Raw genomic sequence first — 24500 nt, 5'->3', positions numbered from 1 at the left:
TCGATGACATTTTGCGGGGTACGCGATCTCTTTTGGGTATTGAGACATGTCCTCGATGACATTTTGCAGGGTGCGTAAGCTCTTTTGGGGATCGAGACATGTTCTCGATGACATTTTGTGGGGTGCGCGAGCTCTTTTGTGTATCGATACGAGTTCTCAATGACATTTTGAGCTCCCTATGCATTCATTCGGTCATCGATTTCTCTCTAACATAATAAGTCCAACGATTGCTTCCCATCTTTTTAAAATTTTTTTGAAGTGTGTGGGAGATAACTTTCTTTGAGATCAATTCACCGCATAACTCATAAACGTTAATCACCGTTAATTTCATATCTGGAAATAAAATGAGAAACTCATTGATTGTTCGTATGACCGAATCAACATATGACTCGCTCAAATCACAATCATTACAATTAATCATCCTTCCTATCAATTTAATTTTGTACGAATGACATCGTGCGCAAGTAATCCCTTTTTTTATTTCTTCATATGTGTAATCGAATTGTTGTTGATAAGGAGATTTATCAAGGTGGAGCTCTATAAGTTTTTCCATCAATCGTTTATGTAAATCATTATGACGTGATGGAATTGTTTGGAGGTACTTTAGATGACCTTCAATCTGTGTCGGAAGAATCATTGCAGTGTTAGGTGGTGCGTTAAATAGAGTAAAATTTCGATTAACAAAAATCACATGAGATTGAGTTGGTAAGTTAAAGCCAGCTCTGCGGATGAGTTGAGTTAGCAGTGAGCTTGAGCGGGCAACTTGGTGAAGTGGATTTTGAATTTCTTGTTGGGGAAGTTTTAAAAATTTATCCTGTTCGAAAATATATTCACCGGTAAAGTTTTTCACTTCATAAATCAAGATTTTTTCTTGTGTAATGAGCAATGAGTCAATCTGGAACACTGTATCGTTAAATTGAAGTAACAAATCCGTGAGTACGATATGTTTCTCACTGAAATCTTGAACTAAGGAATCAAATAATCTTTCTCCTTCATATCCTTTTGAATACTGCAAATAATTAGTGTGCTGTTTTGTCGTTAAAGATATCCTGCGATTCAACACCTCTAAACGTTGTAGTTCTAATGGTTTAGACCTTTCTTTGAGAATCATGGACCATCCTCATTTCTTTTTTGCATCCATTATAAGCAAACTATACATTCTTATAAAATCACCATAAATTCATTATCTCGAATGAAATAGCAAATTAGAACACCAAACCAAGTTGTTAACGCCATAAATCTTAAACATAAATTAAAAAGCGAGCATTTACGCTCGCTTTTAATCAAGTATTCGATTGTTTTCATCTACATCCGCTACTTCATTCATCTTTCTTTGGCTCGTGGATGATTCAAATCCTATACCGTCACAAACTGTGCACGTGTATTGCCAATTTTCATCATCCATTAACAAGCCATCACCATCACAAGCTCGACATCTAAATTCACGATCGCTCATTCCTTGCCCTTCCTTCTACTGAAGATATCGGAAGTCATTTAGGCCATTTTACTTTGACGTTTCTTGACCCAGTTAATGACTCCTCCTTCTAGTAGAATGTCCATATGGCGTTCAGTTAATGCATGAGATACAGGAATCGTTAAGTCTTTTCCTTTAACTTTTACATTAAAATCTTTCTGTTTACGAATGGTTTCGCGAACATTTTCAAATTGGAGGATATCTCCTTCTTCAAGCTTATCGTAGTCCTCTTCATTTTTGAATGTAACCGGTAAAATCCCGAAGTTAATTAAGTTCTGTAAGTGAATTCGTGCAAAGTCTTTCACCAATGCAGCCTGTAGCCCTAAAAATCTTGGTGCTAATGCAGCGTGTTCACGGCTGGAACCTTGACCATAGTTAAATCCGCCCACAACCGCATGGCCGCCTTGATCTTTAATTTCCATTGCGCGATCATAATACGATTCATCAACAATCTCAAATGAGAACGTAGCAATCTGTTGTAAGTTACTACGATATGGCAACACTCTTGACCCACCTGCTAAAATCTCATCTGTCGAAATGTTATCTCCCATTTTCAATAAAATTGGTACTTCAAATTCATCCTTAATCGGTTCAATCTCTGGAATGGAACTGATATTTGGTCCTTTTTCCAGTTCTACAGGATCTTGTTTACTCTCAAATGGTGCTTCAAGCAAACTTTGCTCTTGTTTTAAATTTTTATTTTCTGGCTCATCGATTTGAGGATAATCCATATCTAATTTTCTTGGATCAGTTATTTTACCCGTTAATGCAGAAGCTGCGGCTGTTTCTGGACTAACAAGGAAAACACTATCCTCTTTCGTACCTGAACGCCCTGGGAAGTTACGAGGTGTCGTCCGTAAGCTGTTTCTTCCTGTCGCTGGTGCCTGACCCATTCCAATACAGCCGTTACAACCAGCTTGGTGAAGACGTCCTCCTGCAGAAAGCAGGCTTGCTATATGTCCGTTATCAACAAGCTTTGTCAGCATTTGTCTAGAAGATGGGTTAATATCAAAAGATAAACCTTCAGCGACTGACTTACCTTTTACAATTTCCGCTGCCATTGCAAAATCACGATAGCCTGGATTTGCAGAAGAGCCAATGTAAGCTTGATAAATAGGTTCTCCTTCTACTTCTGTAACCGGAACGACATTACCAGGGCTTGATGGTAAAGCAATCAGTGGTTCAAGTTCCGATAAATTGATTTCTTCATCAATGTCATAAGTAGCATCTTCATCGGCCACTAGTTCTTGCCATTCATCTTCACGACCTTGTGTTTTCATAAAACGCTTCACTTCTTCATCTGAAGGAAATACAGTAGTCGTTGCGCCAAGTTCAGCACCCATATTGGCTATAACATGTCGATCCATCGCAGATAGTTTTTCTAAACCTGGTCCATAATACTCAATAACTTTGCCGACACCACCTTTTACATCATGACGGCGTAGCATTTCTAAAATGACGTCCTTAGCACTCACCCAATCCGGTAATTCACCGGTCAAACGAACACCCCAAACTTGAGGCATATTAATGTAATAAGGTTCACCAGCAATCGCCATGGCGACATCAATACCACCAGCACCCATTGCTAGCATTCCCATACAACCGTTCGCACAAGTGTGGCTGTCAGAACCAAGCATCGTTCTGCCCGGACGACTTAACCGCTGCATGTGTACTGGGTGACTCACCCCATTACCCGGACGACTATAATATAGACCGAATCGGTTTGCCGCACTTCTTAAAAATAAATGATCGTCTGGATTTCGGTAGTCATCCTGGATTAAGTTATGGTCGACGTACTGTGCAGATGCTTCTGTTTTCGCTTTATCAAGACCCATTGCCTCTAATTCAAGCATTACCATCGTTCCTGTTGCATCTTGAGTCAGCGTTTGGTCAATCTTTAACCCAATTTCTTTTCCGGGAACCATTTCACCTGAAGTCAAATGGTCTTGAATCAATTTTTGTGTAACATTTAGTCCCAATGTCATACTCCTTTCTATTCAACAGATTATTATGCCTAACCTATACTATGTCTATGTGTAAATTTACCCTTTTTGCCAGTTCAATAAACAAGTTACCAATCAACACCTCCAGCTAACTAGTGGGAAATCCTTATTTTTCAGAAAGTTGTTTACGAACATGTGTTCTTGTACTATACTGAAAAATATCACGGAGGTGGGTTCGATGGAATACGGTGTTTTCTTAGTCATTATTGCTTTTAGTTCATTCATCGTCGCTTTATTATCCCTCATAGTGCAAATAATTATTGCGATTACGAAGAAAAAATAAACCCAGACGAACGTTTAACATTCGTCTGGGTAGATTATTATTGGATTGCCCATTCTATTGCCTTTTTAGCATGTACAGCCGTTGTGTCAATTAATGGCAAAGGGAAATCGTCTTCTTTGATCAGCAATCCTATTTCCGTACAACCGAGCACAATTGCTTCAGCTCCATTTTGTTTTAACTCTTGCATGACCTTTATAAAATAGTCTTTAGAAGAATTATGCAGTTCTCCTTGAACGAGTTCCTCAAAGATAATTCGGTTGATTTCCTCAATTTGGTTATCTGATGGTAATATTGAATCTATTGACTGGTCGCTCAATCGCTTTGTGAAAAAGTTGAGTTTTAACGTATACTTTGTGCCTAGCAAGCCGACTCGAGAAATCTCCATATGATCTGCTTCCTCCGCAACTGCATCAACGATATGAAGAAACGGAACAGAAATCTTTTCTTCAATCTGTTCGGCTACTTTTTGCATCGTATTGGTTGCCAGCAATATACCCTCTGCTCCAGCTATTTCTAAATTCAGCGCCTCTTTTTTCAGAATCTCGCCTGCTTTTTCCCACTCACCTTGCGCTTGTAACTGTTCAATTTCTTCAAAATTCACACTTGATATTAAACAGTCGGCTGAATGCAATCCACCAAAATGTTGATTCACCATTCGATTAATTAATTGGTAATAAGTCACGGTCGACTCCCAACTCATACCGCCAAGAATGCCAATCTTTTTCATAAAATGCCACCCCTCTATATGGGAAATGGTGTCATATTTATTCATTTCCCGGGAAATATTGTCGTCTAAAGTGTGAGATCTGTCGAATTAACCAACTGAATTCCTGACTTTTGCAACTCTGCCCAACCTTGCTCAGAAACCTCTTCAAAACCAGGGATACAACTCATACCATCTGCCAAAACATATATTTGTTTTAAAAACGCATGGTCTTCATGGTAATAATCAACGATTTGTTTTACTGATTCATAAACACAGTGCGACTCAGCTTGTCCCGCAACGATTATTTTGTCAAACTGTCTTAAGTAACTTAATAATGATTCATCCTTTTCATTACCCACTTCTGGCTGAACAATCCCGTACATTTCACTAAACCCTTTTCCTTTAACCACTTTTTTAATCGGGTTGCCGTGAACGAATGAATGAAAGTGAATCAGTTTTGCGAATTGACTCTCTAGCATTACACCCGTCGTTCCTTCTATACAATGATATGGCCAGATACACAACTGTTTTTGTCCATTTTCCTCTAATGCCTTCACATAGGCTAAACTATCTTCTTTATGTTTAACGGGCTGCCATTTACCGGATTCCACGTCTTCCACTGAAATAATCGTCATCGGTTCCGGATGGTTACCTTCTTGATCAACCCACCATGCCGCATGGAAAATTTGTTGAATGAAATGCGTATCCAGCGAAACAGCGATATGTGAAATTTCATCAAAGTGGGCATATAAAAATTGGATTGTCCGTTCTAAATCTTCAAATGAACCCGGCACTCCAAGCGTCCCGCCTTCTAGGAAGTCATTTTGCACGTCAACTCCTAAAAAAAGTATCTTCTCATCCGACATCGATACCTGTTCAGTTGCCGCCAGCTTCGCCAATTCATTTAAATTAACTGGATCATTTTTACCAAAGCGATTGACATCAACAATTTCTTCAAATTTCGTTTTCATTGTTTCCTCTCCCTTGTAATTGTCTCTTTCTGTCTATTATACACAAGATAAATTCTTCTTTAATGATAGATCGAAATTATTATTTAAATTTTTAAATATCTATCTATTTAATCAAAATAAAAATCCGTTCAACTGATTAATATCAGCCAAACGGATTCAAATTCTATCTATTATTGATTTTTCTCCACTGCATTAGAAAATAACAAATGCATGAATAACGCTAAGCCTACGATGAAGAACAATGCGAAGCTAACAAATCCTGCCAACCAATTGGATGTGTAATACCCAACTGTAATGGTTACGAAGACGGCAAATAACATTGCTCCTACGGCACAAGCATATAAAGCGACTCTTTGATGCGTCATGTTTTTATTAACTCTTATTTTTCTAGCGAGTAACGAGTAAGTGAATAACATTCCGCCGAGTACAGCGTAAAAAAACATTGCCGGCGCTGCTGTCGTGTAAATGCCGAATATTGAAATATTCATTGACATTACTATGCCGAATAATAAAAAGCCAATCCCGGCTACCATTCCTGCAATTGATAGCTTATTGGTCATGGATGGATATACGTGTTGCTCTGTTGACGTTCCATCCAATATATTTTTATTTTCACAGCGATCTGTAAATCCTTGGAGATTCTTCGTATTAACGATAGCTTCTCCAAAGGCATCTTGGTCGCTCACGCCAGATTGTTCAAGTTCTCGCATGGTTTCCGAAAGCTTCATACGTATTTCTTCTTTTTTCTCTTTTATGCGTTCTGTTTCACTTGCATCAGCATACAACTCATCTACATAGTCGTCGATTTCTCTTCGATAGCTCATTAACTATACCTCCCACGTTGCAAAACACTTAGATTTTGTTCTTGGGTTCGGCTTACTGTTTATTTTCCCGGTACAGAGATGTTTAAACACATTAATGAGCAAGGTAGAGAATCTTTAAGGGACTAATCCCAGCGGTGGAATCCCTTTTAAGTTGGTTTGTTGCAAGAAAGATGAGTTACTTACTACAATTCAGTTCAAAATACGGATTGCTTTGCTTTCAGATTCCTGCAAATTAAAAAAGTGAATCGCAACTTGTAAGCGATCCACCCCATATAAAATTTTATATTTTTGTGCTTTCCAAATACATTATAGCCTGTTCGGTTGATTCGACAAGTTCTTGATTGCCTTTGCTGCTTCTAATGGTCAGTGCATCCTGAAAAGCTTCCATAGCTTCTTCATAATGACCCATTTCCATCAAACATTTTCCTTTATGTTGTAATGCAAAATCAATATAAGCTATATCATTTTCATAAGCAGCGTGAAGAGCTTGTTCAAATAATGTAAAAGCTTTTGAGTGTTTATTAGCGTATTTTAAAGATTCTCCGAGTCGTATCGTTGCGATAATTTCCTTCGTAAGATCCTTATCTTCCTTAGCAATCTCCAAACTTACATTTAAGTAACCAATGGAGCGGTTCAATTTACCGATCAACCGATAAAGATTTCCCATCGTTCCGGCAAGAAAAAATCGTTCACTAGAGTCATCTGCGTTAATGAATAAGTGCTCCGCTTCATCAATCAATGCTTGTATCTTTTCCTTGTCTCGCGCTTTTTCTCGAAGAAAATCATCTTCGTCAAAAAATACTAATCGAGGCACCCATTTTAATTTTTCTCTAAAACGAGTATTTTTCATATGTATCTAGTTTCTCCTTTTCTCTCATTCAATGATACTAGTATAACGAAATGAATCAAAACGTCCATAGATTGTTTTTCTATAGACGTTTTTTCATTATTATTTCGTTGTTTTCACTAACAATTCATTTAGTTTAGATAGATCCACGTTACCTCCGGAGAGGACATTCACGACCGTTTTTCCTTTAATATCAACATCACTTTTCAATGCGGCTGTCAGTGAAACGGCTGCTGACGGTTCAATCACTTGTTTCATTCGTTCATAAACGAAGCTCATTGCAAATCGAACGTCATCTTCTTTAACGACAATTAGGTCATCAATATACTTCTGTAAAATCGGAAAGGTTAAATCGCCAGGTTGATCCGTTCGAAGACCATCAGCAATCGTATTCGCTGGGTTTCCGGCGGTCATAATTTTCCCTTCTTGCAAGGAAACCGCGGTATCATTAGCGAGTTCTGGTTCGACGCCATAGACTTTAACGTCAGGATTAATTTCTTTAATAGCCGTCAAAATTCCTGCGACTAATCCGCCTCCACCAACTGGAACAAAAACGACATCTACATCTTGCACCTGCTCGGTAATTTCTAAGCCGACTGTTCCTTGTCCAGCGACGATATCCGGGTGGTCATATGGCGGTATGAAAACACCGGCATTATCTTTCGCAATCTCTTTTGCTTTCGGAATTCGATCGGCTGACGTTGTTCCTGCAAACTCAACCTTTCCATTATAATTTCGAATAGCATTAACTTTACTTTCTGTAGCATCGGTGGGAACGACAATCGTCGCAGGAATGCCTAACTGATTTGAAATATAGGCAACTGCTTGCCCGTGATTACCAGAAGAAGCAGCGGTAATGTATTTAGCGCCCTCTTTTTCAGCGTTGATCACTCGGTTGGTTGCTCCACGAATTTTAAAAGAACCTGTTTTTTGCAAATGCTCGGATTTGAAAAGCATATTGGCTCCTGTCATTTCTGATAACTGAGAAGAACGAAGAATACGCGTTTTGTGAATCGTTTCAGCAATTTGCTCTCTAGCTCTCAAGACATCCTCTAATGAAACCATAAATTTTCCTCCTTTTGATCTAGCGTGTCTCGTGACCGTTCTTTCATTATCTTATTGGTTATTTTCCCGTTAAACAAATCAATTAACCGAATATTTTTTTCTATCTACTATGAATAGAAGTCTTCTGTAAGTCACTCTGAGAATATTCGGCCAGGTTCTTGTTTATTTTTTTATATTCGCAATCGGAATATCCGTTTCAAGTTTTCCTGTAAGGTTTGATTGGTGAAAATCATTTCCCTTTAACCATTTTTGAAAGTCGAAAATTTTAGGTTGCTCGTTTCCACCAAGCGAGATCCATGCTTTTAACTCACGCGGTTGATAAAGCGACGTATGAATCGTCCCGGACCAGCTTTTATAATTGTCCGAGAAAACCCCCTTACCCTTCGCATTAAACGTTTCGAATGCTTTTTTAGGTGTAAGCATTGATGGCTTCAGTTCATTGATTTTTTCAAGCCGTGCTTGGGACTCTTTGATATGGTGTCGATTCTCTTTTTCTTGTATGACGAAGTGATTGGTACACTCGCTTGCTTGCCGCACGGTCACGTCTCTTGGACTGGCTTCAATTATATAATGTGTTCCAGATTTATCGAGTAGAATATAACTAAAGGCATTTCGATGCGGTAATTCTTTTAAAAGCTGCACGGCTTGATCAACATTTTCACATAGCTCTAAAACCATTCGTGAAATCATATAACAAACAAAACCATCTTTTGTTTTCTTACGATGTGTGAAGTTATATCCGATTGCCAAGCCATGTTCGTTCATGCCATCCATCCGTCCAGTTACTCTTGAGCTCGGTCCAATCACCGCGTGACCTCCATCGGTCGGTTGATAAACCATATAGCGACCATCGTAGGTTGCCGGTTGGAAGTCATAGTTTCTGACTAAAAATTCATCTTGGACAAATACCGAACAGCCGCTTCTTTCCGGTTCCATCCGATATCCACCAAAATCGCGCAACACATTTTCCAGTGGCTGTTTAGAACCGTCAGCAATTCCTTCAAACTCATCCCAAATTTTGGGGGCAACATGCATAAAGGCTGACTTTGCTTCCTGAATATCTATGTGAAATCTTGGTCGTTTTAATTTCCAATATTTATGACGTGTTTTTAATATCGGCGAATCTTTTAACTCTTCACCTTGTCGGTAACCCAGTTCATAATGGGTTCCTCGAAATTGTTTTATATCACTTTGAATTGTAATCATAATTTATCACCTACCGAAAGTATATCATGAATAAAAGCAGTAAGTTTTCGTATAAATTAATCTTTTGAAATTGTTTAAATATAAAATAGTTGGGAATAAATTCACTATGAAAAGTTAATTTTTTAAGGAGGTCATAAACGTGTCTCATCAAGAAAATCAGCAATTGATACAAACGCTACATGAGTGTATCGCAGCATGTAATCATTGCTTTGATGCTTGTCTACAGGAAGATAACGTAAAGATGATGGCTGATTGCATTAAATTGGACCGCGAATGTGCAGATATATGTGCATTTTTCGAGCAAGCCCTATCAAGAAATACGAAGTACAAAAAAGAATTAGCTCAGCTTTGCGCTCAAGTTTGTGAAGATTGTGCTGCTGAGTGTGAAAAACATGAACATGATCACTGTAAAGAATGTGCAGAAGCTTGCCGTAAATGCGCGGAAGCTTGTAAGCAAGTTGCTTAATGAATGTATATTGAGCTTTCACCGTAATGGTTTGTTTTATCCCTAGTCACAAGAAGTGGCTAGGGATTTTTGATGAAATACTTAAACCCGGCTACATAGAACAATTTCAATCCGAAAACTCTCGTCAAAATTCAATCAGAAACCGTTCATATTCGTATTGAGACGCGCTCTCGATGACAAAAACCATGTCTAAAATGTTCATTTGCGTATCGAGACGGACTCTCGATGACAAAGCCAAGGACTAAAACGCTCATTTGCGTATCGAAACGCGCTCTCGATGACAAAAACCAATCTAAAACAGCCCATATGCGTATCGAGACGGGCTCTCGATGACAAAAACTAGGCCTAATACGCTCATTTGCGCATCGAGACGCGTTCTCGATGACGAAAACCATGCCTAAAATGTTCATTTGCGTATCGAGACGGACTCTCGATGACTTATCTCATTCCCCGCCCGACCGTAAAGGTGTCGAAAGAAGAAGATCTTCTTTCATTTCTCAAAAAATATTATTTTAATTGAGAACAATTTTCATTTACCCCTTGATTTCTTAAGATTTTCATTATATATTTGTTTTGTCGACAATGATAATCATTATCAATTAGGTGTTCCGATTTTTCAACTTAATAACGGAGGGATTCAATTCTCTTTATTGTTTAAACCCTAGGGAAATTACGAAATGAAAGTATGATTGCAATGAAGATTAAATACTTAGTGATCGCTTTGGCTGTATTCTCAGTTAGCTCCATTTTCATCGGAGTCTCAGGGATTAGTTTAACCGATATTTTTCATCTCAATGAATTTCAGCAACAGATTTTGTTACACAGTCGCCTCCCACGTTTAATCAGTATCATCATCGCGGGAGCAAGCATGGCCATTTGCGGATTAATCATGCAGCAGTTAAGCCGAAACAAATTTGTATCTCCAACAACAGCTGGAACGATGGATTCTGCTAGATTAGGTATTCTGGTGTCGATGCTAGTATTCTCAGCAGCGAATCCACTTTTCAGAGCAGGCAGCGCCTTTTTGTTTGCTTTACTCGGCACGTTTCTGTTTATGAAGATACTCGATAAGATTAAATTTAAGGATGCGATTTTCATTCCGTTAGTCGGGATTATGTTCGGAAATATTATCGGTTCAATCACGATGTTCTTTGCTTATAAAAACGATATGATTCAAACAATTACCGCATGGCTACAAGGTGACTTTTCGATGATTTTATCGGGGAGCTATGAACTGTTGTACATAAGTATTCCAGCACTGTTCATCGCTTACCTTTATGCGAATAAGTTCACCATTGCCGGGATGGGTGAAGATTTTTCGATTAACCTCGGAATGAATCATAAACGAGTTGTAAATGTCGGGTTGATTATTGTTGCTATATCCACCTCTGTTGTTGTATTGACAGTTGGTGTGATTCCTTTTTTAGGACTGATTATTCCGAATATCGTCTCCATATACCAAGGAGATAATTTACGGAGTAATCTACCGCATACCGCATTGCTTGGCGCTGTGTTTGTTTTATTTTGTGACATTTTAGGTAGAGTGTTGATCTACCCTTATGAAATTCCAATCGGATTAACGGTCGGTGTGATTGGAAGCGGCGTATTCATTTACCTATTATTACGGAGAAAAAATTATGCGTAATTCTACTAAAATAGTCATCCTGTTCGTTTTAGCAGTCGGATTCGTTCTCACCTTCCTGTTCACCGACCTGGGAAGTAACTGGGATTATGTTCTGCCAAGACGAATAATGAAAATCGTTGCAATTATATTAACGGGGAGTGCCATCGCATTTTCGACCGTTATCTTTCAAACCATTACCAATAACCGGATTTTGACGCCAAGTATTATCGGATTGGATTCACTTTATTTATTGATTCAAACCTTTATTATCTTTTTATTCGGTTCAACGAGCATGACATTAATGAACCAACATGTGAATTTCTTTATTTCTATTATTCTAATGATTCTATTCTCTCTGGGACTCTATCACTTCTTATTTAAACGAGAAGGAAACATTTACTTTCTTTTATTAATCGGATTAATTTTTGGGACCTTTTTCTCAAGTTTATCTGACTTCATGCAAGTGTTAATTGATCCGAATGAATTTCAAATCATTCAAGATACCATGTTTGCGAGTTTCAATAATGTAAACACGGAACTGTTTTATGTTGCCCTTTTCATTATGGGATTAGCGACATTATACTTTTTGAAATTTGAAAAATACTTAGACGTCCTTTCACTTGGAAAAGATACAGCCATTAATTTAGGTGTCGATTATGACAGGGTTGTTCAACGACTATTTATTATTATTGCGATTCTAATCTCTGTTGCGACCGTTCTCGTTGGTCCAATTACTTTTCTAGGCTTATTAGTCGCAAACGTAGCTTATGAGTTTTTGAAAACGTATCGACATCGAGTACTGATTGTTGGCGCTATTTTAATTAGCATCATTGCGTTAGTGGCTGGCCAACTGGTCGTTGAACGTGTTTTCACCTTCTCAACGACGATTAGTGTCATTATCAACTTCATTGGTGGGGTGTACTTCATCTACCTTCTATTAAGGGAGAGTCGAGCATGATTAATGTAAAAAACTTATCTAAAAAATATAATAATAAAACCGTAGTGAACAATGTTTCTCTCAACATCAAAAAAGGGAAAATCACATCGTTTATTGGACCGAACGGTGCTGGAAAAAGTACTTTATTATCAGCCGTAAGTCGATTGATTAAACATGATGTTGGAGAAATCATGATCGATCAGAAAGAAATTAACAGCTGGAAAAGTAATGAGTTGTCCAAAAAGGTTGCGATTCTGAAACAATCCAACAACTTGAATGTTCGTTTAACAATACGGGAACTCGTATCCTTCGGTCGCTTTCCCTACTCGCAAGGAAATCTCACACAAGAGGATTGGGAAAAAGTCGATGAAGCATTATCGTTTATGGAACTACACGATATTGAAAATCAATTTTTAGATGAGCTCAGTGGTGGACAACGGCAACGTGCATTTATCGCCATGGTCATTGCCCAAGATACAGAATACATTTTGCTCGATGAACCGTTAAACAACTTAGATATGAAGCATTCTGTCCAAATTATGAAAGTGTTAAGACGACTCGTTGATGAATTAGGAAAAACGGTTATTCTCGTTATCCACGACATCAACTTTGCTTCCTTTTATTCGGACTATGTAGTTGCTTTGAAAAATGGAGAGATCATACGCCAAGGACCTACGAATGAAATCATTGAACAAGGAACATTAAAAGAAATATATGATATGGACATTCCGATTAAACAAATCGATAAATGTAAAGTTTGTGTATATTTTGCTTAAAAAAACTTAAATCAAAGGATGGTCACAGATGAAAAAGTTTCTATTTATTTTATTGATTGGATTAATGACTTTCGCACTTACTGCTTGTGGTACAGACGATGCACAAGGTGATTCTAACGAACAGAAAGAGACCGTTACAATTGACCACAAACTAGAAGAAGGCGTTGAAATTGAAAAGAATCCAGAAAAGGTCGTTGTATTTGATTTCGGCATGCTTGACTCTATGAAAGCATTGGACCTGCCTGTTGCAGGGGTTCCAAAAGATTCCTTACCAACTTATTTAGAAGAATATGATGCTGAGGATTATGAACATGTCGGTGGTTTAAAGGAGCCTGATTTTGAAGCCATTCACGCGATGGATCCTGATTTAATTATAATTTCTCCTCGCCAACGAGATGCATATGAAGATTTCAGCGAGATTGCGCCAACCATTTATGTCGAATTAGACGCTAATAACTATATGGAATCATTTGAAAACAATGTCGGCTTGCTTGGTAAAATCTTTGACAAAGAAGACAAAGTTCAAGAAGAAGTGAACAAAGTGAATGAACAACTGACAGAGTTACAAGAAAAAGCTGAGAAGACGGAAAAAGATGCCCTTGTTGTTCTTTCAAACGGTGGTAAAGTTAGTGCATATGGACCTGGTTCACGTTTTGGCATGGTTCATGAAGTATTCGGTGTCAAACCAGCTGACGAGAATGTTGAAGTTGCTACACACGGACAAAACGTTTCATTTGAATACATTGTCGACCTTGATCCAGACTACTTATTTGTCATCGATCGTGATGCTGTTGTCAATGATCAACCAATGGCTCAAGAAACGATTGAAAACAAGTTAATGGAAAATACGACAGCTTATCAAGAAGACCAGATTGTTTACTTAGATCCGAACTACTGGTATTTATCTGGTGGTGGTATCATTTCAGTATCTGAAATGATTGGTGCTGTTAGTGAAGCGATTGAATAAGTCGCTACCGAAAAGGTTTCAATCATCGTTTATATGATGGTTGAAGCCTTTTTGGCTTTTTTATTGAGTGACGAAAAAAATCAGTCTCAATTCATGCATCTTTGCTAGCAATGTTAGAGACTGACCTTATTATTATTCATACATACTTCTTTTATTTAAGCCACTTATTGACCATGCGACTTCCCTTGTAATTGATTATAATAGTGAACACTTGTCATTGCACCTTCACTCACCATTTCAGCATCTTCTACATCTGACGGCTTGCCCCAACTTTTTACATCGGTTTTGTTGAACTTGTTTAATCCTTTATTGATCTGTTTCTTTAACTTTTGACGGTTTTCTTTTTTCGATAGATACGTCGCTCCAACAGCAACTCCCGCCACGCCAAGCGCTTTTGAAAGTTTTCCCATTGATTATCACTTTCCCCTCATAGAAATATTGAACCAATGAACGTGAAATATTGACAAAATTCTTATATTTATTATCTCATATTGGCAATCAAAATTAAACTTAAACCACCTTGTGTGCTTTTTTATAACGTCTTCAATGACAATAAAAATCCCAATGTCCTAGACACTGGGATTTACTTTAGCGTTAGTCTTCTAATTCATAACCTAGTTTAATTTCTTCTTTATTATCGTACTTGACCTCCAACTCAAATTCTTGAATATCATTTTCGTTGATTTCTAATTGTTCAAGTACATTTTTCTTTATTTCATCAAAGCTTTGTTCGGAAGAAATATTTACTTTCTCTAGCAATTTCTCAATTTCTTCGTGGGCACCTTCTGTTACTTCACCGTTAGGCTTTTCGATGACAGCTTCACCGCTTCGTTCGTAATCATATTCCCATTCATCTTTATTTTTTTGAGTGACTGAGAGGTTAAAATCGAGGATTTCACCATTTCCTGGTCCCTTTGATTTTTGATGTTCAATGCTGTATTGAGGACCTTGCTTATAAGTTGTTTCCAAATCATAATCCGATAAATTGGTTAGATCAATATTGAGATGACTTAACGTCGCTTCCATCATTTCATTTAATGGTTTCTCCAGATCAATGTGCGCAAATGGACGTAATTCTTCCAAGTCGACTTTCGCCTGTTCACCAGTAATATCTTGTTTATTTCCGTTTCCTACTTCAATCTTATATTCGTCATCTCGTGAATCGTAAGAGTAGTCGTATTCTTCTTCGTTAATTAAATCAATCTGTAGCTCATATTCGACAATATCACTCTCTGATTGTTGCGCTGAATCACTACCATTTGCCCCGTCTTTATTATCTTGGCCCGCCGTTGAATCTTCTGTTTCGGCGTCATCAGTACTTTCATCCCCATTCTCCGTATTTTCCATTTGAACTTCATCGGATTCACCAGAGGACTCGTCAGACTGTTTTTCATCATCAGATCCACATGCGACTAATAAGCTTGTAATTAAAATCGTTATTAGAGCAAAATATATTTTTTTCATTGATGTTCAGCCCCTTTCTTTGTCCTTATTTTCCCACATAATCTCTTGTTTAATCTTGGAAAATAATAAAAGTACTACAAAATTAAATTTCCTGTTAAATTCGATTCTAAATTAAAAAACAGGCTGGGACAAAACTAAATTACTCTTCACTGAATCCGAACTATGCATAATTGAGCGAAGGAAATATACGTAGACTCCTACGGGAAGAAGAGCATAGGTGAGACCCCGAAGTGCTCTAGCACGAGGAGGCTCACTAGCTCCCCGTGGAAAGCGGAGTATATTTCCGTAGCGGTGATAATGCACTATTGTTCGATTTCTTCTGAGTAAAAAATAGTTTCGTCCCAGCCTCGTCTATTATTTGTTTTAGTGAAATATAAATACTAAAAGACTTCCAATAGTAGAAAAACGACAAAAATACAAACTGTAAATACTGTACCACTGATATATTTTCTCGAAGAGTCTAATCCTTTCTTCTTAAAAAAGACCCCCATAATCATTGTGTATATTGCCCCTGCGATTATTGATGCTAAAAGTGATTTTAATACCATGATTAATTTCTCCTATTTAATAATTTCTTAAAACTGTAACCGCTTCATCATGTACTGCAGTAATTAATGATGATCTAATTTCCCTAAAAATACCTTAATAGATTCTTTTAATTCTTCTGCTAGCGGTAAAGTCGGTTGATTATACGTTTTCAAATTTTCGCTTCGTTCCTCTGGAGCTATTTTCAATACATGATTCATGCCGTCAATAATTTTTAGTTCTGAATTGAGAGCTTCTGCGTGAAGCATCTCTGCATCTTCCACAGACACTTGAAGGTCCGTCGTTCCGTTGATAATTAAAATTGGAATACGCAACTGGCTGATTTCAGTCGTCGGGTCGTAGTCCATCCATGAGATTAAAAATGGTTGGACACTTTTCCGAAACGTGCTTTGAAGTGGCTGGCTGACATCATCGACTGGTCGACCTTCCTGAAGCTGTTCAATGATTTGTTTAGCTTCTGCTAGCAGTTCACCATCAAGCTGAGCAGAGAGTTGTTCTTGTAGCACTTGATTGAGTGGTCTTCCAGCACCAGCTAATGAAATCAAAGCATCGACTTCTACTTGTTGAGCGGCTGTCATTCCGACTAATGATCCTTGGCTATGGCCTATGACAATGAGACGCTCAAAGCGGTCGTCTGCTCGTAATTTTTCCAACCAAAAGACTGCGTCATCTATGAAGTCATCAAACGAAAGATCTTCTTCATTGATGATCGCTTCCTGGTTTAACCCCGCACCGCGTTTATCGTAGCGTAAGCTTGCAATACTTTCTTCACGGAGCAACTCCGCGAGCATTTTTAAGCTGTTGTTCGTTCCTGCAGCTGAATTTCCATTTCGATCGGTTGGACCTGAACCCGGAATAATTAAGGCGACTGTATCTGTTTCTTTTTCAGGAAGCAATAATTCACCTGATAATTTTCCATGGTTTGTTTCCACGGATACGATCTCGCTTGCAGTGTCTTCAGTCGACGATTCACCCTCGGTCGATCGTTCTAAATAAAATGGAAAAGTCGCACCTTGTTGATGAAATTCACCTTCAATCAGTTCCTCGTCGACCTCCTTGGATTTGAATCGAATGACTTGTCCTGGAATGTTCATATCAAAAGAAAGTTCATCGTCTTGGTATTTCAAATTGGATAAATTGAAATCTTGAATATTTTGGGCTGGAATGTTGATGGTGCCCGTTAATCTTTCGTCTTTGTCGAAAGTAACCTCAATCGGTAGTAGAGTGTTCGGCGTTTCGATTGCTCCAAACCAATCCCCAGTAATTTCTGGCACTTCTTTTGAAGATTCATTGTTCGAGCAGCCGACGCATACAATGAGCAATAGCCCTAAGAAAATATATTTATTCATGTTATGTACTCCTTTCACTAGTTATACGAATGAATAATTTAATCCGTTTCAATTAGTTAGTATCTTCAAAAAATATTCGTATCAAAACGGTTGAAATCATTGCTTACATGTTATAATAGTAGCAAGATATGTAATGAAAAGACATAGGGGGAACAATTTTGGGTAGAAGAATATTAATGTTTTTACTGACGAACATACTCGTATTGACGACCATCGTCATTATCTGGTCGATTATTACGTCCTTTTTTGATATCGGTGGCATCACGAACGCTCAAGGTGAAATCAGTTATCTCACATTAGGAATTTTTAGTTTAGTTGTCGGTTTTACCGGATCCTTCATCTCACTTGCCATGTCACGATTTATGGCGAAAAAAATGATGGGTGTACAAGTGCTTGACCCAAATGACAATTTATCAACCGCGGAACGTCAACTCGTCGAAAGAGTTCACCGCTTAGCTCGTGCTGCTGGCTTAATGCATATGCCGGAAGTCGGGATTTACCAATCACATGAAGTTAACGCTTTTGCGACCGGACCAACGAAAAAACGTTCATTAGTTGCAGTATCTAGCGGACTTTTACAGTCGATGGATGAAGATGCTGTCGAAGGTGTTTTAGCGCACGAGATGGCTCACGTAAGCAACGGCGACATGGTTACAATGACACTTCTACAAGGTGTTGTAAACACATTTGTCGTGTTCTTGTCACGTGTAGCGGCGATTATCGTTTCGAGACTCGTCCGTGAAGAAATGGCTTATGTCGTACGTTTTGCTGCGATTATTATTTTCCAAATTCTTTTCTCCATACTCGGAAGTATCGTCGTTATGGCCTTCTCGCGTTATAGAGAGTACCATGCAGACCGAGGTGGTGCAGATCTTGCAGGGAAAGATAAGATGATTCATGCGCTTGAATCGTTGAAAAACCAAGTTGCGGCTGATAATCGTCATGATGATGCAGCCATCCAAACATTGAAAATCAATGGAAAAGGTGGATTTGCCTCACTCTTTTCTTCCCATCCAGATTTGGATGAACGTATTGCTCGTCTACGTGCAAAATAAGCAAAACCCGCCAAGCGTTTGGCGGGATTTTTTATTGATTTCACTTACCAAATGAGCACGGCGACAATTGTCATCACGATTAAGCCAATTATGACTGGGAGGAAGTTTTTCCTCACCAACTCCATAACCGAAATTCCACTGAAGCCGGCAATTGCGACAAGTGAGGACCATGCGACAATCGTTCCGCCACCCGTCCAAATTGAACCGAGCTGTCCGATTGCTGCTAGGGTTTCTGGATCTATGCCATTTGTGTTGAGCGCACCTGACAACGCACCGGTCAAAGGCAGACCTGAAAATCCTGAACCATCTAGGCCTGTAATGATGCCGATAATTAAAATTCCGAATGCGGTTAAGAAAGCACTTTCTGGTATGGCATTTTGGCCCGCTTCCACTAACTCAAATAGTAGCGCCGGAGCCGTTTCGCCCTCTCCTAACGATAGGATACTGCCGGAAAACTCATTACTTCCGAGGAAAAAGAAGCCGGCAATCGGGATGACTGGACCCATTGCTTTGAAAGCAAACACGAAACCGTTTGTGATATGCTCACTGATATGATCGAATGCTTTCCCTTTTCCATAGGCTACAGAAGCGGCCGCTAACAATAACACGGCAACACCGCCGATAAAGGCAGCGCCATCGCCTCCATCCAATTCACTTGCACCGCCGCTATTCACTTTCGTATAAATCATAAAAAGCATAACGAGTAGCATCGAAATCGGTACAGCAAAGGCAAAAAACTTTCTCCATACAGGTAGGTTTTTTGTCTGTATTTTACGTGTCGTGATTTCTTCCTCTGATTGACCAGGAAGCTTCTTCAGTTCCTTTTCATTGAGCGGATTTTCTGGCTTATTGATTTTTTTATAAATCATCAAATACGCAATGCCAATTGCAATGACGCCTGCAATTAACGAGAGAACTAAAGCTTTATCAGCGATGACTGCAGTTTCTAAATTGCCCGCCGTTGCACTGATGGTCGGCGCAATTTGAATAACGTAATCAGATGACAAGGCCATCCCCTGTCCGGCAATCGCAATCGCCATAGCGCCTCCAATAACCGGCAATCCAGCCTTAACTGCTGCAGGTAACAATAAAGCACAAATAAGTGGAACTGCTGGAGTCGGCCAAAAGAACAATGAAATCACATAGGTGACAACTACCAAGACAAAGAAAGCCAAATGTCCATTCACCATAATTTTTTGAATCGGCTTAATCATTTCCTGGTCAGCACCAAGATCTTTTAATGCATATAACAATGCCACCATAAACGTAATAATCAAAAATATATTGAATAGTTCAGTCGCTGCCGTTAAATTGGCATTGAAGACAGACGTAAAACCAGTAACCAGATTTCCTGTCATCATCCACGCAACAATAAACGTTCCAATTAATGTAGGCAATACAACGCCACGCCTCATCACCATTGTGACAATGACAACGAGCGTTACGAAAGCATACATCCCATGAGCTAAGGTTAATTCCATGATGACGCCCCCTTTTTGAGCATCATATGCACATACCTAGGCATGGGTGACTGTTGGGGGTTATGCATGTTGAGTGGGCTGTTGATAATAAGTGTTTAACTGTTGATAAGCGATTGTGGACTGTCGATAAAGTGCTCGTAACTGTTGATAAGCATGTTCTAACTGTCGATAAACGGTTGCTAACTGTTGATAAGCGCTCGCTGACTGTCGATAAACGGCTGTTAACTGTTGATAAGCGCGTGCTGACTGTCGATAAACGGTTGCTAACTGTTGATAAGCGCTCGCTGACTGTCAATAAAACACGCATGAACTGTTGATAACTTTCCATAGATTCAACATTTATTTTTTGATATGCTAAAAGTAGAAAATTTTAGGAGTGGATCCAATGTCATTACCTACTTGTCAAAATTGCAATAACCAATGGACGTGGAAGATGACTGTTCTCCAGCTTCTACGTTTCAAACGAGAATTGACTTGTCCTGATTGTGGTAGAGCACAATTTCAATCAAAAGACTCTTTATGGAAAATGAATCTAGTAGGTATAGGGCCTTATATTTTGTTGCCTATTCTTGTTGGTTTATCGATTCCGCTATCGATCATCATGAGCTACAGTGTAGTCATCATTCTACTATTTTTTCTCATTTCACCTTACCTCATGGGCTTATCCAATGAAGAAGAACCGATATTCTAAAACTCAGTGGCCGTCCATTGAGTTTTTTTTAATTAAAAAGCGAACCGCCTTAAGCGATTCGCTTCCTATCAATTAATTATAAATACAGAATCCCTAAATAAATCACCAATACAATAACTGCAATTAAAATAATTAAAGTAACCCATGGACCTATATTCCCTGGAATTCTCTTGATTTTCACAATCGAATACCAGGTAGATAAAACAAGCGTGACAAGTATAAATACAAAGGTAATTAGCATAAGTGAAAACATCGAATCGTCTCCTTAATGAGATTGTTTGATTCGTTCGATAAAGGTCCAAGCCTCACGGAACTCATCTTCCGTAAAGTTTTGTTTACTCTTCACAGTCAATACTTTTTCTTCTACTTCACTTTTTGAAAAGTTATCAAAGTAAAGCATCGTGGAAACAAGCTCTAGAAAACGAGACGAGTTTGCATTCATTTCATCGACAAGCGCAGAAATGTTTGGTAGCTTCGGTTTCGTTTGATCCAAAAAAGAAATGCCTTCATCCGTCAATTGATATCTATATTGATGGTACCCCTTTTCTTTCTCTTTATTCTCTTGTATAAAACCTAGATTCGACAGCTCCTCAATACGCGTCGATAACTCTTCTGAGTATGGGCCATAAAAATGAAAAGAATACCGTTCAGAAAAATCAATACCGTTCTTTTTTAAAATATAAATCATTTTTTGCAGGCGCTTCCGTCCAACAACTTCCTTCGCTTGCTCAAAAAATGCTAACAATTTGGCGTGATCCTCTAACATTCTACTCGACTCCTATCCTCTTAAAATTTCCAAGATTCGTTTCTTTGCTTGTGATTCTTCGGGAAGTTGTTCGATTAAATCCTTTGGAAAATACAACTTATGATCTGTTCTCTTCTTACCCGAAATCGCCTCTACAATATCAGATAGTCTCGATAACTCTTTCAATTCTCCATTAGGTAGTAGTAAGTGAATCGGTAGGCGTTCTTCTTCCTCACCAGGTCGGTAAAAATCATAAGGTAAATCAGATGAAGAATCGACTTCTAAGTAGTACGCCGGGTCGATGCCTGCCTCTGCAAAAGCTTCTTTTAATTCTATTAGCTCTCGATATCTGTTTCCTGGATCGAACTCAATATATTTAAACAAATCTCGATTCACAAAACGGCGACAGAGATTCGCTAATATTTCATCCTCTTCTTCTTGCCAGATTTGGAAATAATAATAGACGATATTTTCATCTAACTTCAAATAATCTTCTACTGATATCTCTTTGTTAAAGAAACTTTCAAAGTGAAGTGGTTTTAATGAAAATTGGTATTTCTCACTATGATAAAGATGCATTGCTCGATGCAAAATTTTTGTTAAAATCACTTCTGCACTTCGCGTTACAGGGTGGAAATACACTTGCCAATACATTTGATAACGGCTCATAATATAATCTTCCACCGCATGCATGCCACTTTCCTTAATCACCAACTGATCCTCTAGCGGTCGCATGACACGCAAAATCCGTTCCATATCAAAATAACCATAACTCACACCGGTGAAATATGCATCTCGCTGTAAGTAATCCATTCGATCGGCATCGATTTGACTCGAAATTAAGCTGACGACTAGTTTGTTCGCATACGTTTTATTAATGACATCCGCGACATCTTGAGGAAAACTTTCATCCACTTTGCGTAAAACGGCATTCACCTCAGTATCTCCGAGAATAATGGCACGCGTAAACTCCTCATGGTCTAAATCAAATACCTTTTCGAACGAATGCGAAAAAGGACCATGACCCAAATCATGAAGTAATGCAGCGCATAAGCAAACTAACCGCTCGCTTGGATTCCATTCGGGTTGTTCGCGAAAATTTTCAAGAATTCGTCGGACGATTTCATATACGCCCAACGAATGGTTAAATCGACTGTGCTCAGCGCCATGGAATGTCAAATTAGTTGTGCCGAGCTGCTTAACACGCCGCAATCGCTGAAATTCCGCGGTGCCCACTAAATCCCAGATAACTCGATCCCTCACATGAATATAGCGATGGACTGGGTCTTTAAATACTTTCTCTTCCGTTAGTTGCTCATCACGATATGACATTTTTCCCGACCTTTCTCTTCTATTCGTCCAATCATTTTCTATATTATAGCTTTTTTTCAACAGGAAAAAAACACCTTGACAACGGAGCAAGCAATTATTCCACAATCAAAGTCTTTATTGGTGTGCTTTTTAGCACTTTTTATTTTTCAGAAAACAATGTACGATAAAAATAGAAATGAAGTCTTCAATGCTGAAGGAGGAGCTACATATGCACGAAGTAATACGATTGAATGCTGACCACGCAGCAGAGTTAGTAACACTTGGACAGCAAGCATATACAGCCAACGCCACGGAATCGAAAGAAAAATTAGATGAGATTATTGAAAAGACAAAAAAGAATTTAGCTCGGGAGGATCGCAAATACTATGGTGTTTTGCAAGCCGACAACCTGATCGGTTCTATGCAATTATACAACTATGAAATGAATGTTTTTGGTCACTTCTTAAAAACAGGCGGATTGAGCTCTGTCGCTGTTGATCTTTTGCATAAAAAAGAACGGGTCGCTAAATCCATGGTTGAATATTATTTAAGACATTATGATGAAGCCGGATACACATTTGGTGTACTCTACGCATTTCGACCTGACTTTTATCATCAAATGGGCTTCGGCTATGGTACGAAAATGGATCAATATCGAATCGCACCACATGCCTTCCCGAATTTTGGCTATAAAGGCGATCTTGTCTATTTACAGGAAAAAGATTTAGATAGGCTTGTTGATTGCTATAACCAGTTCGCGGCCAAACATCACGGTGCCATGAAAAAAGTAGCTGAGCAATACGAGTGGATGATTCAAAAGCCAAATTTTAAATATGTAGGGGTTGAAAAGAATGGCCTTTTGACCGGCTATGTCGTCTTCTCTTTCATGAAGCGTGAAGATGCAAATAATACGTTATCCAATAACATCATGGTTCACGAATTTGTTTACACGGATGATGATGCTTTAAGACAATTATGTACCTTTTTGCATTCACAAAAAGACCAAGTACACCGGATATTTTTCCAAACACAAGATGAAGCATTTCACCATTTACTGACGGATCCAAGAGATGGCTCTGATAATAAAATTCCATTCGTATACCACCAGACAAATGTTTCAGGCGTCGGGTTGATGTACCGAGTTATTAATGTGAAGCGATTATTCATGAATTTAAACGAGCACCGATTTGGACAATCAAACTTGACGGTGAACTTTGATATTCGGGATTCTTTTTATAAAGCGAACGAACAAAAAGTCATTGTAAAGTTTAACGAGGGAAAACCTACTGTCATCCAAGGTGCCAAACCCGAAGTGAATGTGACAATCGACATCGCGGATTTCTCCAGTCTAGTTATGGGTGTTGTTGATTTTGATAAACTCCACTTATATGGGAAAATTTCGTTAGATGATCCGTTCTATGTCGAAGAGTTGACTGATCTTTTCCATACGAAAGAGAAACCAATCTGTTTGACGAATTTTTAAGATTGTTTTAATGGACCCACCCACTTTGGCAGTCTACTAATTGGGTGGGTCACAATTTTTATCCAAGGGGAGGCTTCGAAAAGTGGAATGGTTGGAGCGGGATTCAACAGTTAAATCAAAAATCCAGTAGTCACTGTGCTATCTTCAGCAGTCTCAGTGCAAACTTCAGCAGTCACGGCTCGAACTTCAGCAGTATCAACACTAACTTCAGCAGTATCAGCCCAAA

The 24500-nt window shown here is 38.7% G+C and carries 26 protein-coding genes; 10 read left to right on the top strand and 16 right to left on the bottom strand.

Features of this window, described 5'->3' with window-relative positions; translation table 11 throughout:
* Nucleotides 1-184: 184 nt before the first annotated feature.
* The 3 genes from KC820_RS12175 to KC820_RS12165 form a co-directional block, all read right to left on the bottom strand.
* The gene (locus KC820_RS12175) at nucleotides 185-1111 is read right to left on the bottom strand and encodes a nuclease-related domain-containing protein (protein ID WP_212371370.1); all 927 of its coding nucleotides are present in this window, start codon (nucleotides 1109-1111) and stop codon (nucleotides 185-187) included.
* Nucleotides 1112-1279: 168 nt separating this feature from the next.
* Nucleotides 1280-1456 carry a hypothetical protein gene (locus tag KC820_RS12170; protein WP_186279566.1) on the bottom strand — a complete coding sequence of 59 codons (177 nt, stop codon included), beginning with the start codon at nucleotides 1454-1456 and terminating at the stop codon, nucleotides 1280-1282.
* Nucleotides 1457-1494: 38 nt separating this feature from the next.
* Nucleotides 1495-3453, bottom strand: coding sequence for an aconitate hydratase (locus KC820_RS12165; RefSeq protein WP_212371374.1), 1959 nt, complete (start codon nucleotides 3451-3453; stop codon nucleotides 1495-1497).
* Nucleotides 3454-3655: 202 nt separating this feature from the next.
* Between KC820_RS12165 and KC820_RS13330 the strand changes: the two genes are divergently transcribed.
* Nucleotides 3656-3760: a putative holin-like toxin gene (locus tag KC820_RS13330; protein WP_236782666.1), complete on the top strand. Its 105-nt coding sequence runs from the start codon at nucleotides 3656-3658 to the stop codon at nucleotides 3758-3760.
* A 37-nt stretch (nucleotides 3761-3797) separates the two neighbouring features.
* Here KC820_RS13330 and KC820_RS12160 read toward each other — a convergent pair whose 3' ends face one another.
* The 6 genes from KC820_RS12160 to KC820_RS12135 all read right to left on the bottom strand — a co-directional run bounded on the left by KC820_RS12160 (nucleotide 3798) and on the right by KC820_RS12135 (nucleotide 9379).
* Nucleotides 3798-4487 (bottom strand): aspartate/glutamate racemase family protein, encoded by a 690-nt coding sequence (locus KC820_RS12160; RefSeq protein ID WP_212371368.1) that lies wholly within the window; start codon nucleotides 4485-4487, stop codon nucleotides 3798-3800.
* Between the two features lie 65 nt (nucleotides 4488-4552).
* The gene (locus tag KC820_RS12155) at nucleotides 4553-5437 is read right to left on the bottom strand and encodes a cysteine hydrolase family protein (RefSeq protein WP_212371367.1); all 885 of its coding nucleotides are present in this window, start codon (nucleotides 5435-5437) and stop codon (nucleotides 4553-4555) included.
* Nucleotides 5438-5607: 170 nt separating this feature from the next.
* The gene (locus KC820_RS12150) at nucleotides 5608-6261 is read right to left on the bottom strand and encodes a hypothetical protein (RefSeq protein ID WP_212371365.1); all 654 of its coding nucleotides are present in this window, start codon (nucleotides 6259-6261) and stop codon (nucleotides 5608-5610) included.
* A 280-nt stretch (nucleotides 6262-6541) separates the two neighbouring features.
* A complete protein-coding gene (locus KC820_RS12145) occupies nucleotides 6542-7111 on the bottom strand; it encodes a tetratricopeptide repeat protein (RefSeq protein ID WP_212371363.1) in 570 nt (189 codons plus the stop codon).
* 99 nt (nucleotides 7112-7210) lie between these two features.
* Nucleotides 7211-8173 carry a threonine ammonia-lyase gene (locus KC820_RS12140; protein WP_212371361.1) on the bottom strand — a complete coding sequence of 321 codons (963 nt, stop codon included), beginning with the start codon at nucleotides 8171-8173 and terminating at the stop codon, nucleotides 7211-7213.
* 162 nt (nucleotides 8174-8335) lie between these two features.
* Nucleotides 8336-9379 carry a C45 family autoproteolytic acyltransferase/hydrolase gene (locus tag KC820_RS12135; protein ID WP_212371359.1) on the bottom strand — a complete coding sequence of 348 codons (1044 nt, stop codon included), beginning with the start codon at nucleotides 9377-9379 and terminating at the stop codon, nucleotides 8336-8338.
* Between the two features lie 139 nt (nucleotides 9380-9518).
* On the opposite strand from KC820_RS12135, the gene KC820_RS12130 reads away from it, so the two are divergent.
* The 5 genes from KC820_RS12130 to KC820_RS12110 all read left to right on the top strand — a co-directional run bounded on the left by KC820_RS12130 (nucleotide 9519) and on the right by KC820_RS12110 (nucleotide 14149).
* The gene (locus KC820_RS12130; RefSeq protein WP_212371358.1) at nucleotides 9519-9845 is read left to right on the top strand and encodes a four-helix bundle copper-binding protein; all 327 of its coding nucleotides are present in this window, start codon (nucleotides 9519-9521) and stop codon (nucleotides 9843-9845) included.
* Between the two features lie 694 nt (nucleotides 9846-10539).
* Nucleotides 10540-11490 carry an ABC transporter permease gene (locus KC820_RS12125; RefSeq protein WP_212371372.1) on the top strand — a complete coding sequence of 317 codons (951 nt, stop codon included), beginning with the start codon at nucleotides 10540-10542 and terminating at the stop codon, nucleotides 11488-11490.
* Nucleotides 11483-12427: an iron chelate uptake ABC transporter family permease subunit gene (locus KC820_RS12120; RefSeq protein WP_212371356.1), complete on the top strand. Its 945-nt coding sequence runs from the start codon at nucleotides 11483-11485 to the stop codon at nucleotides 12425-12427. The genes KC820_RS12125 and KC820_RS12120 overlap by 8 nt, the downstream gene beginning before the upstream one ends.
* Nucleotides 12424-13182, top strand: a complete 759-nt coding sequence (locus tag KC820_RS12115; RefSeq protein WP_212371354.1) for an iron ABC transporter ATP-binding protein — start codon at nucleotides 12424-12426, stop codon at nucleotides 13180-13182. Before KC820_RS12120 ends, KC820_RS12115 begins: the two co-directional genes overlap by 4 nt.
* A gap of 28 nt (nucleotides 13183-13210) precedes the next feature.
* Nucleotides 13211-14149 (top strand): siderophore ABC transporter substrate-binding protein, encoded by a 939-nt coding sequence (locus tag KC820_RS12110; protein ID WP_212371352.1) that lies wholly within the window; start codon nucleotides 13211-13213, stop codon nucleotides 14147-14149.
* Nucleotides 14150-14313: 164 nt separating this feature from the next.
* Here KC820_RS12110 and KC820_RS12105 read toward each other — a convergent pair whose 3' ends face one another.
* The 3 genes from KC820_RS12105 to KC820_RS12095 all read right to left on the bottom strand — a co-directional run bounded on the left by KC820_RS12105 (nucleotide 14314) and on the right by KC820_RS12095 (nucleotide 17508).
* The gene (locus KC820_RS12105; protein ID WP_212371350.1) at nucleotides 14314-14559 is read right to left on the bottom strand and encodes a hypothetical protein; all 246 of its coding nucleotides are present in this window, start codon (nucleotides 14557-14559) and stop codon (nucleotides 14314-14316) included.
* Between the two features lie 184 nt (nucleotides 14560-14743).
* Nucleotides 14744-15613, bottom strand: coding sequence for a YusW family protein (locus tag KC820_RS12100; protein WP_212371348.1), 870 nt, complete (start codon nucleotides 15611-15613; stop codon nucleotides 14744-14746).
* Nucleotides 15614-16224: 611 nt separating this feature from the next.
* On the bottom strand, nucleotides 16225-17508 hold the full coding sequence (locus KC820_RS12095) for an alpha/beta hydrolase (protein WP_212371346.1): 1284 nt from the start codon (nucleotides 17506-17508) through the stop codon (nucleotides 16225-16227).
* A 158-nt stretch (nucleotides 17509-17666) separates the two neighbouring features.
* Here KC820_RS12095 and htpX point away from each other — a divergent pair, with 158 nt between their 5' ends.
* Entirely contained in the window at nucleotides 17667-18563 is an 897-nt protein-coding gene (gene htpX / locus KC820_RS12090) for a protease HtpX (protein WP_212371344.1), read from the top strand.
* A gap of 44 nt (nucleotides 18564-18607) precedes the next feature.
* On the opposite strand, the gene KC820_RS12085 is transcribed toward htpX, so the two are convergent.
* Entirely contained in the window at nucleotides 18608-20044 is a 1437-nt protein-coding gene (locus tag KC820_RS12085) for a hypothetical protein (RefSeq protein ID WP_212371342.1), read from the bottom strand.
* Nucleotides 20045-20106: 62 nt separating this feature from the next.
* Here KC820_RS12085 and KC820_RS12080 point away from each other — a divergent pair, with 62 nt between their 5' ends.
* Nucleotides 20107-20361, top strand: a complete 255-nt coding sequence (locus tag KC820_RS12080) for a hypothetical protein (RefSeq protein WP_212371340.1) — start codon at nucleotides 20107-20109, stop codon at nucleotides 20359-20361.
* 68 nt (nucleotides 20362-20429) lie between these two features.
* Nucleotides 20430-20735, top strand: a complete 306-nt coding sequence (locus tag KC820_RS12075; RefSeq protein ID WP_212371338.1) for a TIGR04104 family putative zinc finger protein — start codon at nucleotides 20430-20432, stop codon at nucleotides 20733-20735.
* Between the two features lie 76 nt (nucleotides 20736-20811).
* On the opposite strand, the gene KC820_RS12070 is transcribed toward KC820_RS12075, so the two are convergent.
* Genes KC820_RS12070 through KC820_RS12060 form a run of 3 tightly spaced genes read right to left on the bottom strand, consistent with a single transcriptional unit; the run spans nucleotide 20812 to nucleotide 22812 of the window.
* Nucleotides 20812-20988, bottom strand: coding sequence for a hypothetical protein (locus tag KC820_RS12070; RefSeq protein WP_212371337.1), 177 nt, complete (start codon nucleotides 20986-20988; stop codon nucleotides 20812-20814).
* 12 nt (nucleotides 20989-21000) lie between these two features.
* Nucleotides 21001-21501 carry a YwgA family protein gene (locus tag KC820_RS12065; RefSeq protein WP_212371335.1) on the bottom strand — a complete coding sequence of 167 codons (501 nt, stop codon included), beginning with the start codon at nucleotides 21499-21501 and terminating at the stop codon, nucleotides 21001-21003.
* A 12-nt stretch (nucleotides 21502-21513) separates the two neighbouring features.
* On the bottom strand, nucleotides 21514-22812 hold the full coding sequence (locus KC820_RS12060; RefSeq protein WP_212371333.1) for an HD domain-containing protein: 1299 nt from the start codon (nucleotides 22810-22812) through the stop codon (nucleotides 21514-21516).
* Nucleotides 22813-23020: 208 nt separating this feature from the next.
* Between KC820_RS12060 and KC820_RS12055 the strand changes: the two genes are divergently transcribed.
* Nucleotides 23021-24274 carry a GNAT family N-acetyltransferase gene (locus KC820_RS12055; RefSeq protein WP_212371332.1) on the top strand — a complete coding sequence of 418 codons (1254 nt, stop codon included), beginning with the start codon at nucleotides 23021-23023 and terminating at the stop codon, nucleotides 24272-24274.
* Nucleotides 24275-24500: the final 226 nt, after the last annotated feature.

The sequence above is a fragment of the Allobacillus saliphilus genome (assembly GCF_018138385.1).
Lineage (GTDB): Bacteria > Bacillota > Bacilli > Bacillales > Alkalibacillaceae > Allobacillus > Allobacillus saliphilus.
This window is presented reverse-complemented; position numbering and strand designations above follow the sequence as displayed.

Bases quoted from the DNA above. Each gene is read 5' to 3' on its own strand.
- KC820_RS12175 (WP_212371370.1), bottom strand. From the start codon at position 1,111: ATGATTCTCAAAGAAAGGTCTAAACCATTAGAACTACAACGTTTAGAG.
- KC820_RS12170 (WP_186279566.1), bottom strand. From the start codon at position 1,456: ATGAGCGATCGTGAATTTAGATGTCGAGCTTGTGATGGTGATGGCTTG.
- KC820_RS13330 (WP_236782666.1), top strand. From the start codon at position 3,656: ATGGAATACGGTGTTTTCTTAGTCATTATTGCTTTTAGTTCATTCATC.
- KC820_RS12160 (WP_212371368.1), bottom strand. From the start codon at position 4,487: ATGAAAAAGATTGGCATTCTTGGCGGTATGAGTTGGGAGTCGACCGTG.
- KC820_RS12155 (WP_212371367.1), bottom strand. From the start codon at position 5,437: ATGAAAACGAAATTTGAAGAAATTGTTGATGTCAATCGCTTTGGTAAA.
- KC820_RS12150 (WP_212371365.1), bottom strand. From the start codon at position 6,261: ATGAGCTATCGAAGAGAAATCGACGACTATGTAGATGAGTTGTATGCT.
- KC820_RS12145 (WP_212371363.1), bottom strand. From the start codon at position 7,111: ATGAAAAATACTCGTTTTAGAGAAAAATTAAAATGGGTGCCTCGATTA.
- KC820_RS12140 (WP_212371361.1), bottom strand. From the start codon at position 8,173: ATGGTTTCATTAGAGGATGTCTTGAGAGCTAGAGAGCAAATTGCTGAA.
- KC820_RS12135 (WP_212371359.1), bottom strand. From the start codon at position 9,379: ATGATTACAATTCAAAGTGATATAAAACAATTTCGAGGAACCCATTAT.
- KC820_RS12125 (WP_212371372.1), top strand. From the start codon at position 10,540: ATGAAGATTAAATACTTAGTGATCGCTTTGGCTGTATTCTCAGTTAGC.
- KC820_RS12120 (WP_212371356.1), top strand. From the start codon at position 11,483: ATGCGTAATTCTACTAAAATAGTCATCCTGTTCGTTTTAGCAGTCGGA.
- KC820_RS12115 (WP_212371354.1), top strand. From the start codon at position 12,424: ATGATTAATGTAAAAAACTTATCTAAAAAATATAATAATAAAACCGTA.
- KC820_RS12110 (WP_212371352.1), top strand. From the start codon at position 13,211: ATGAAAAAGTTTCTATTTATTTTATTGATTGGATTAATGACTTTCGCA.
- KC820_RS12105 (WP_212371350.1), bottom strand. From the start codon at position 14,559: ATGGGAAAACTTTCAAAAGCGCTTGGCGTGGCGGGAGTTGCTGTTGGA.
- KC820_RS12100 (WP_212371348.1), bottom strand. From the start codon at position 15,613: ATGAAAAAAATATATTTTGCTCTAATAACGATTTTAATTACAAGCTTA.
- KC820_RS12095 (WP_212371346.1), bottom strand. From the start codon at position 17,508: ATGAATAAATATATTTTCTTAGGGCTATTGCTCATTGTATGCGTCGGC.
- KC820_RS12085 (WP_212371342.1), bottom strand. From the start codon at position 20,044: ATGGAATTAACCTTAGCTCATGGGATGTATGCTTTCGTAACGCTCGTT.
- KC820_RS12080 (WP_212371340.1), top strand. From the start codon at position 20,107: ATGCATGTTGAGTGGGCTGTTGATAATAAGTGTTTAACTGTTGATAAG.
- KC820_RS12075 (WP_212371338.1), top strand. From the start codon at position 20,430: ATGTCATTACCTACTTGTCAAAATTGCAATAACCAATGGACGTGGAAG.
- KC820_RS12070 (WP_212371337.1), bottom strand. From the start codon at position 20,988: ATGTTTTCACTTATGCTAATTACCTTTGTATTTATACTTGTCACGCTT.
- KC820_RS12065 (WP_212371335.1), bottom strand. From the start codon at position 21,501: ATGTTAGAGGATCACGCCAAATTGTTAGCATTTTTTGAGCAAGCGAAG.
- KC820_RS12060 (WP_212371333.1), bottom strand. From the start codon at position 22,812: ATGTCATATCGTGATGAGCAACTAACGGAAGAGAAAGTATTTAAAGAC.
- KC820_RS12055 (WP_212371332.1), top strand. From the start codon at position 23,021: ATGCACGAAGTAATACGATTGAATGCTGACCACGCAGCAGAGTTAGTA.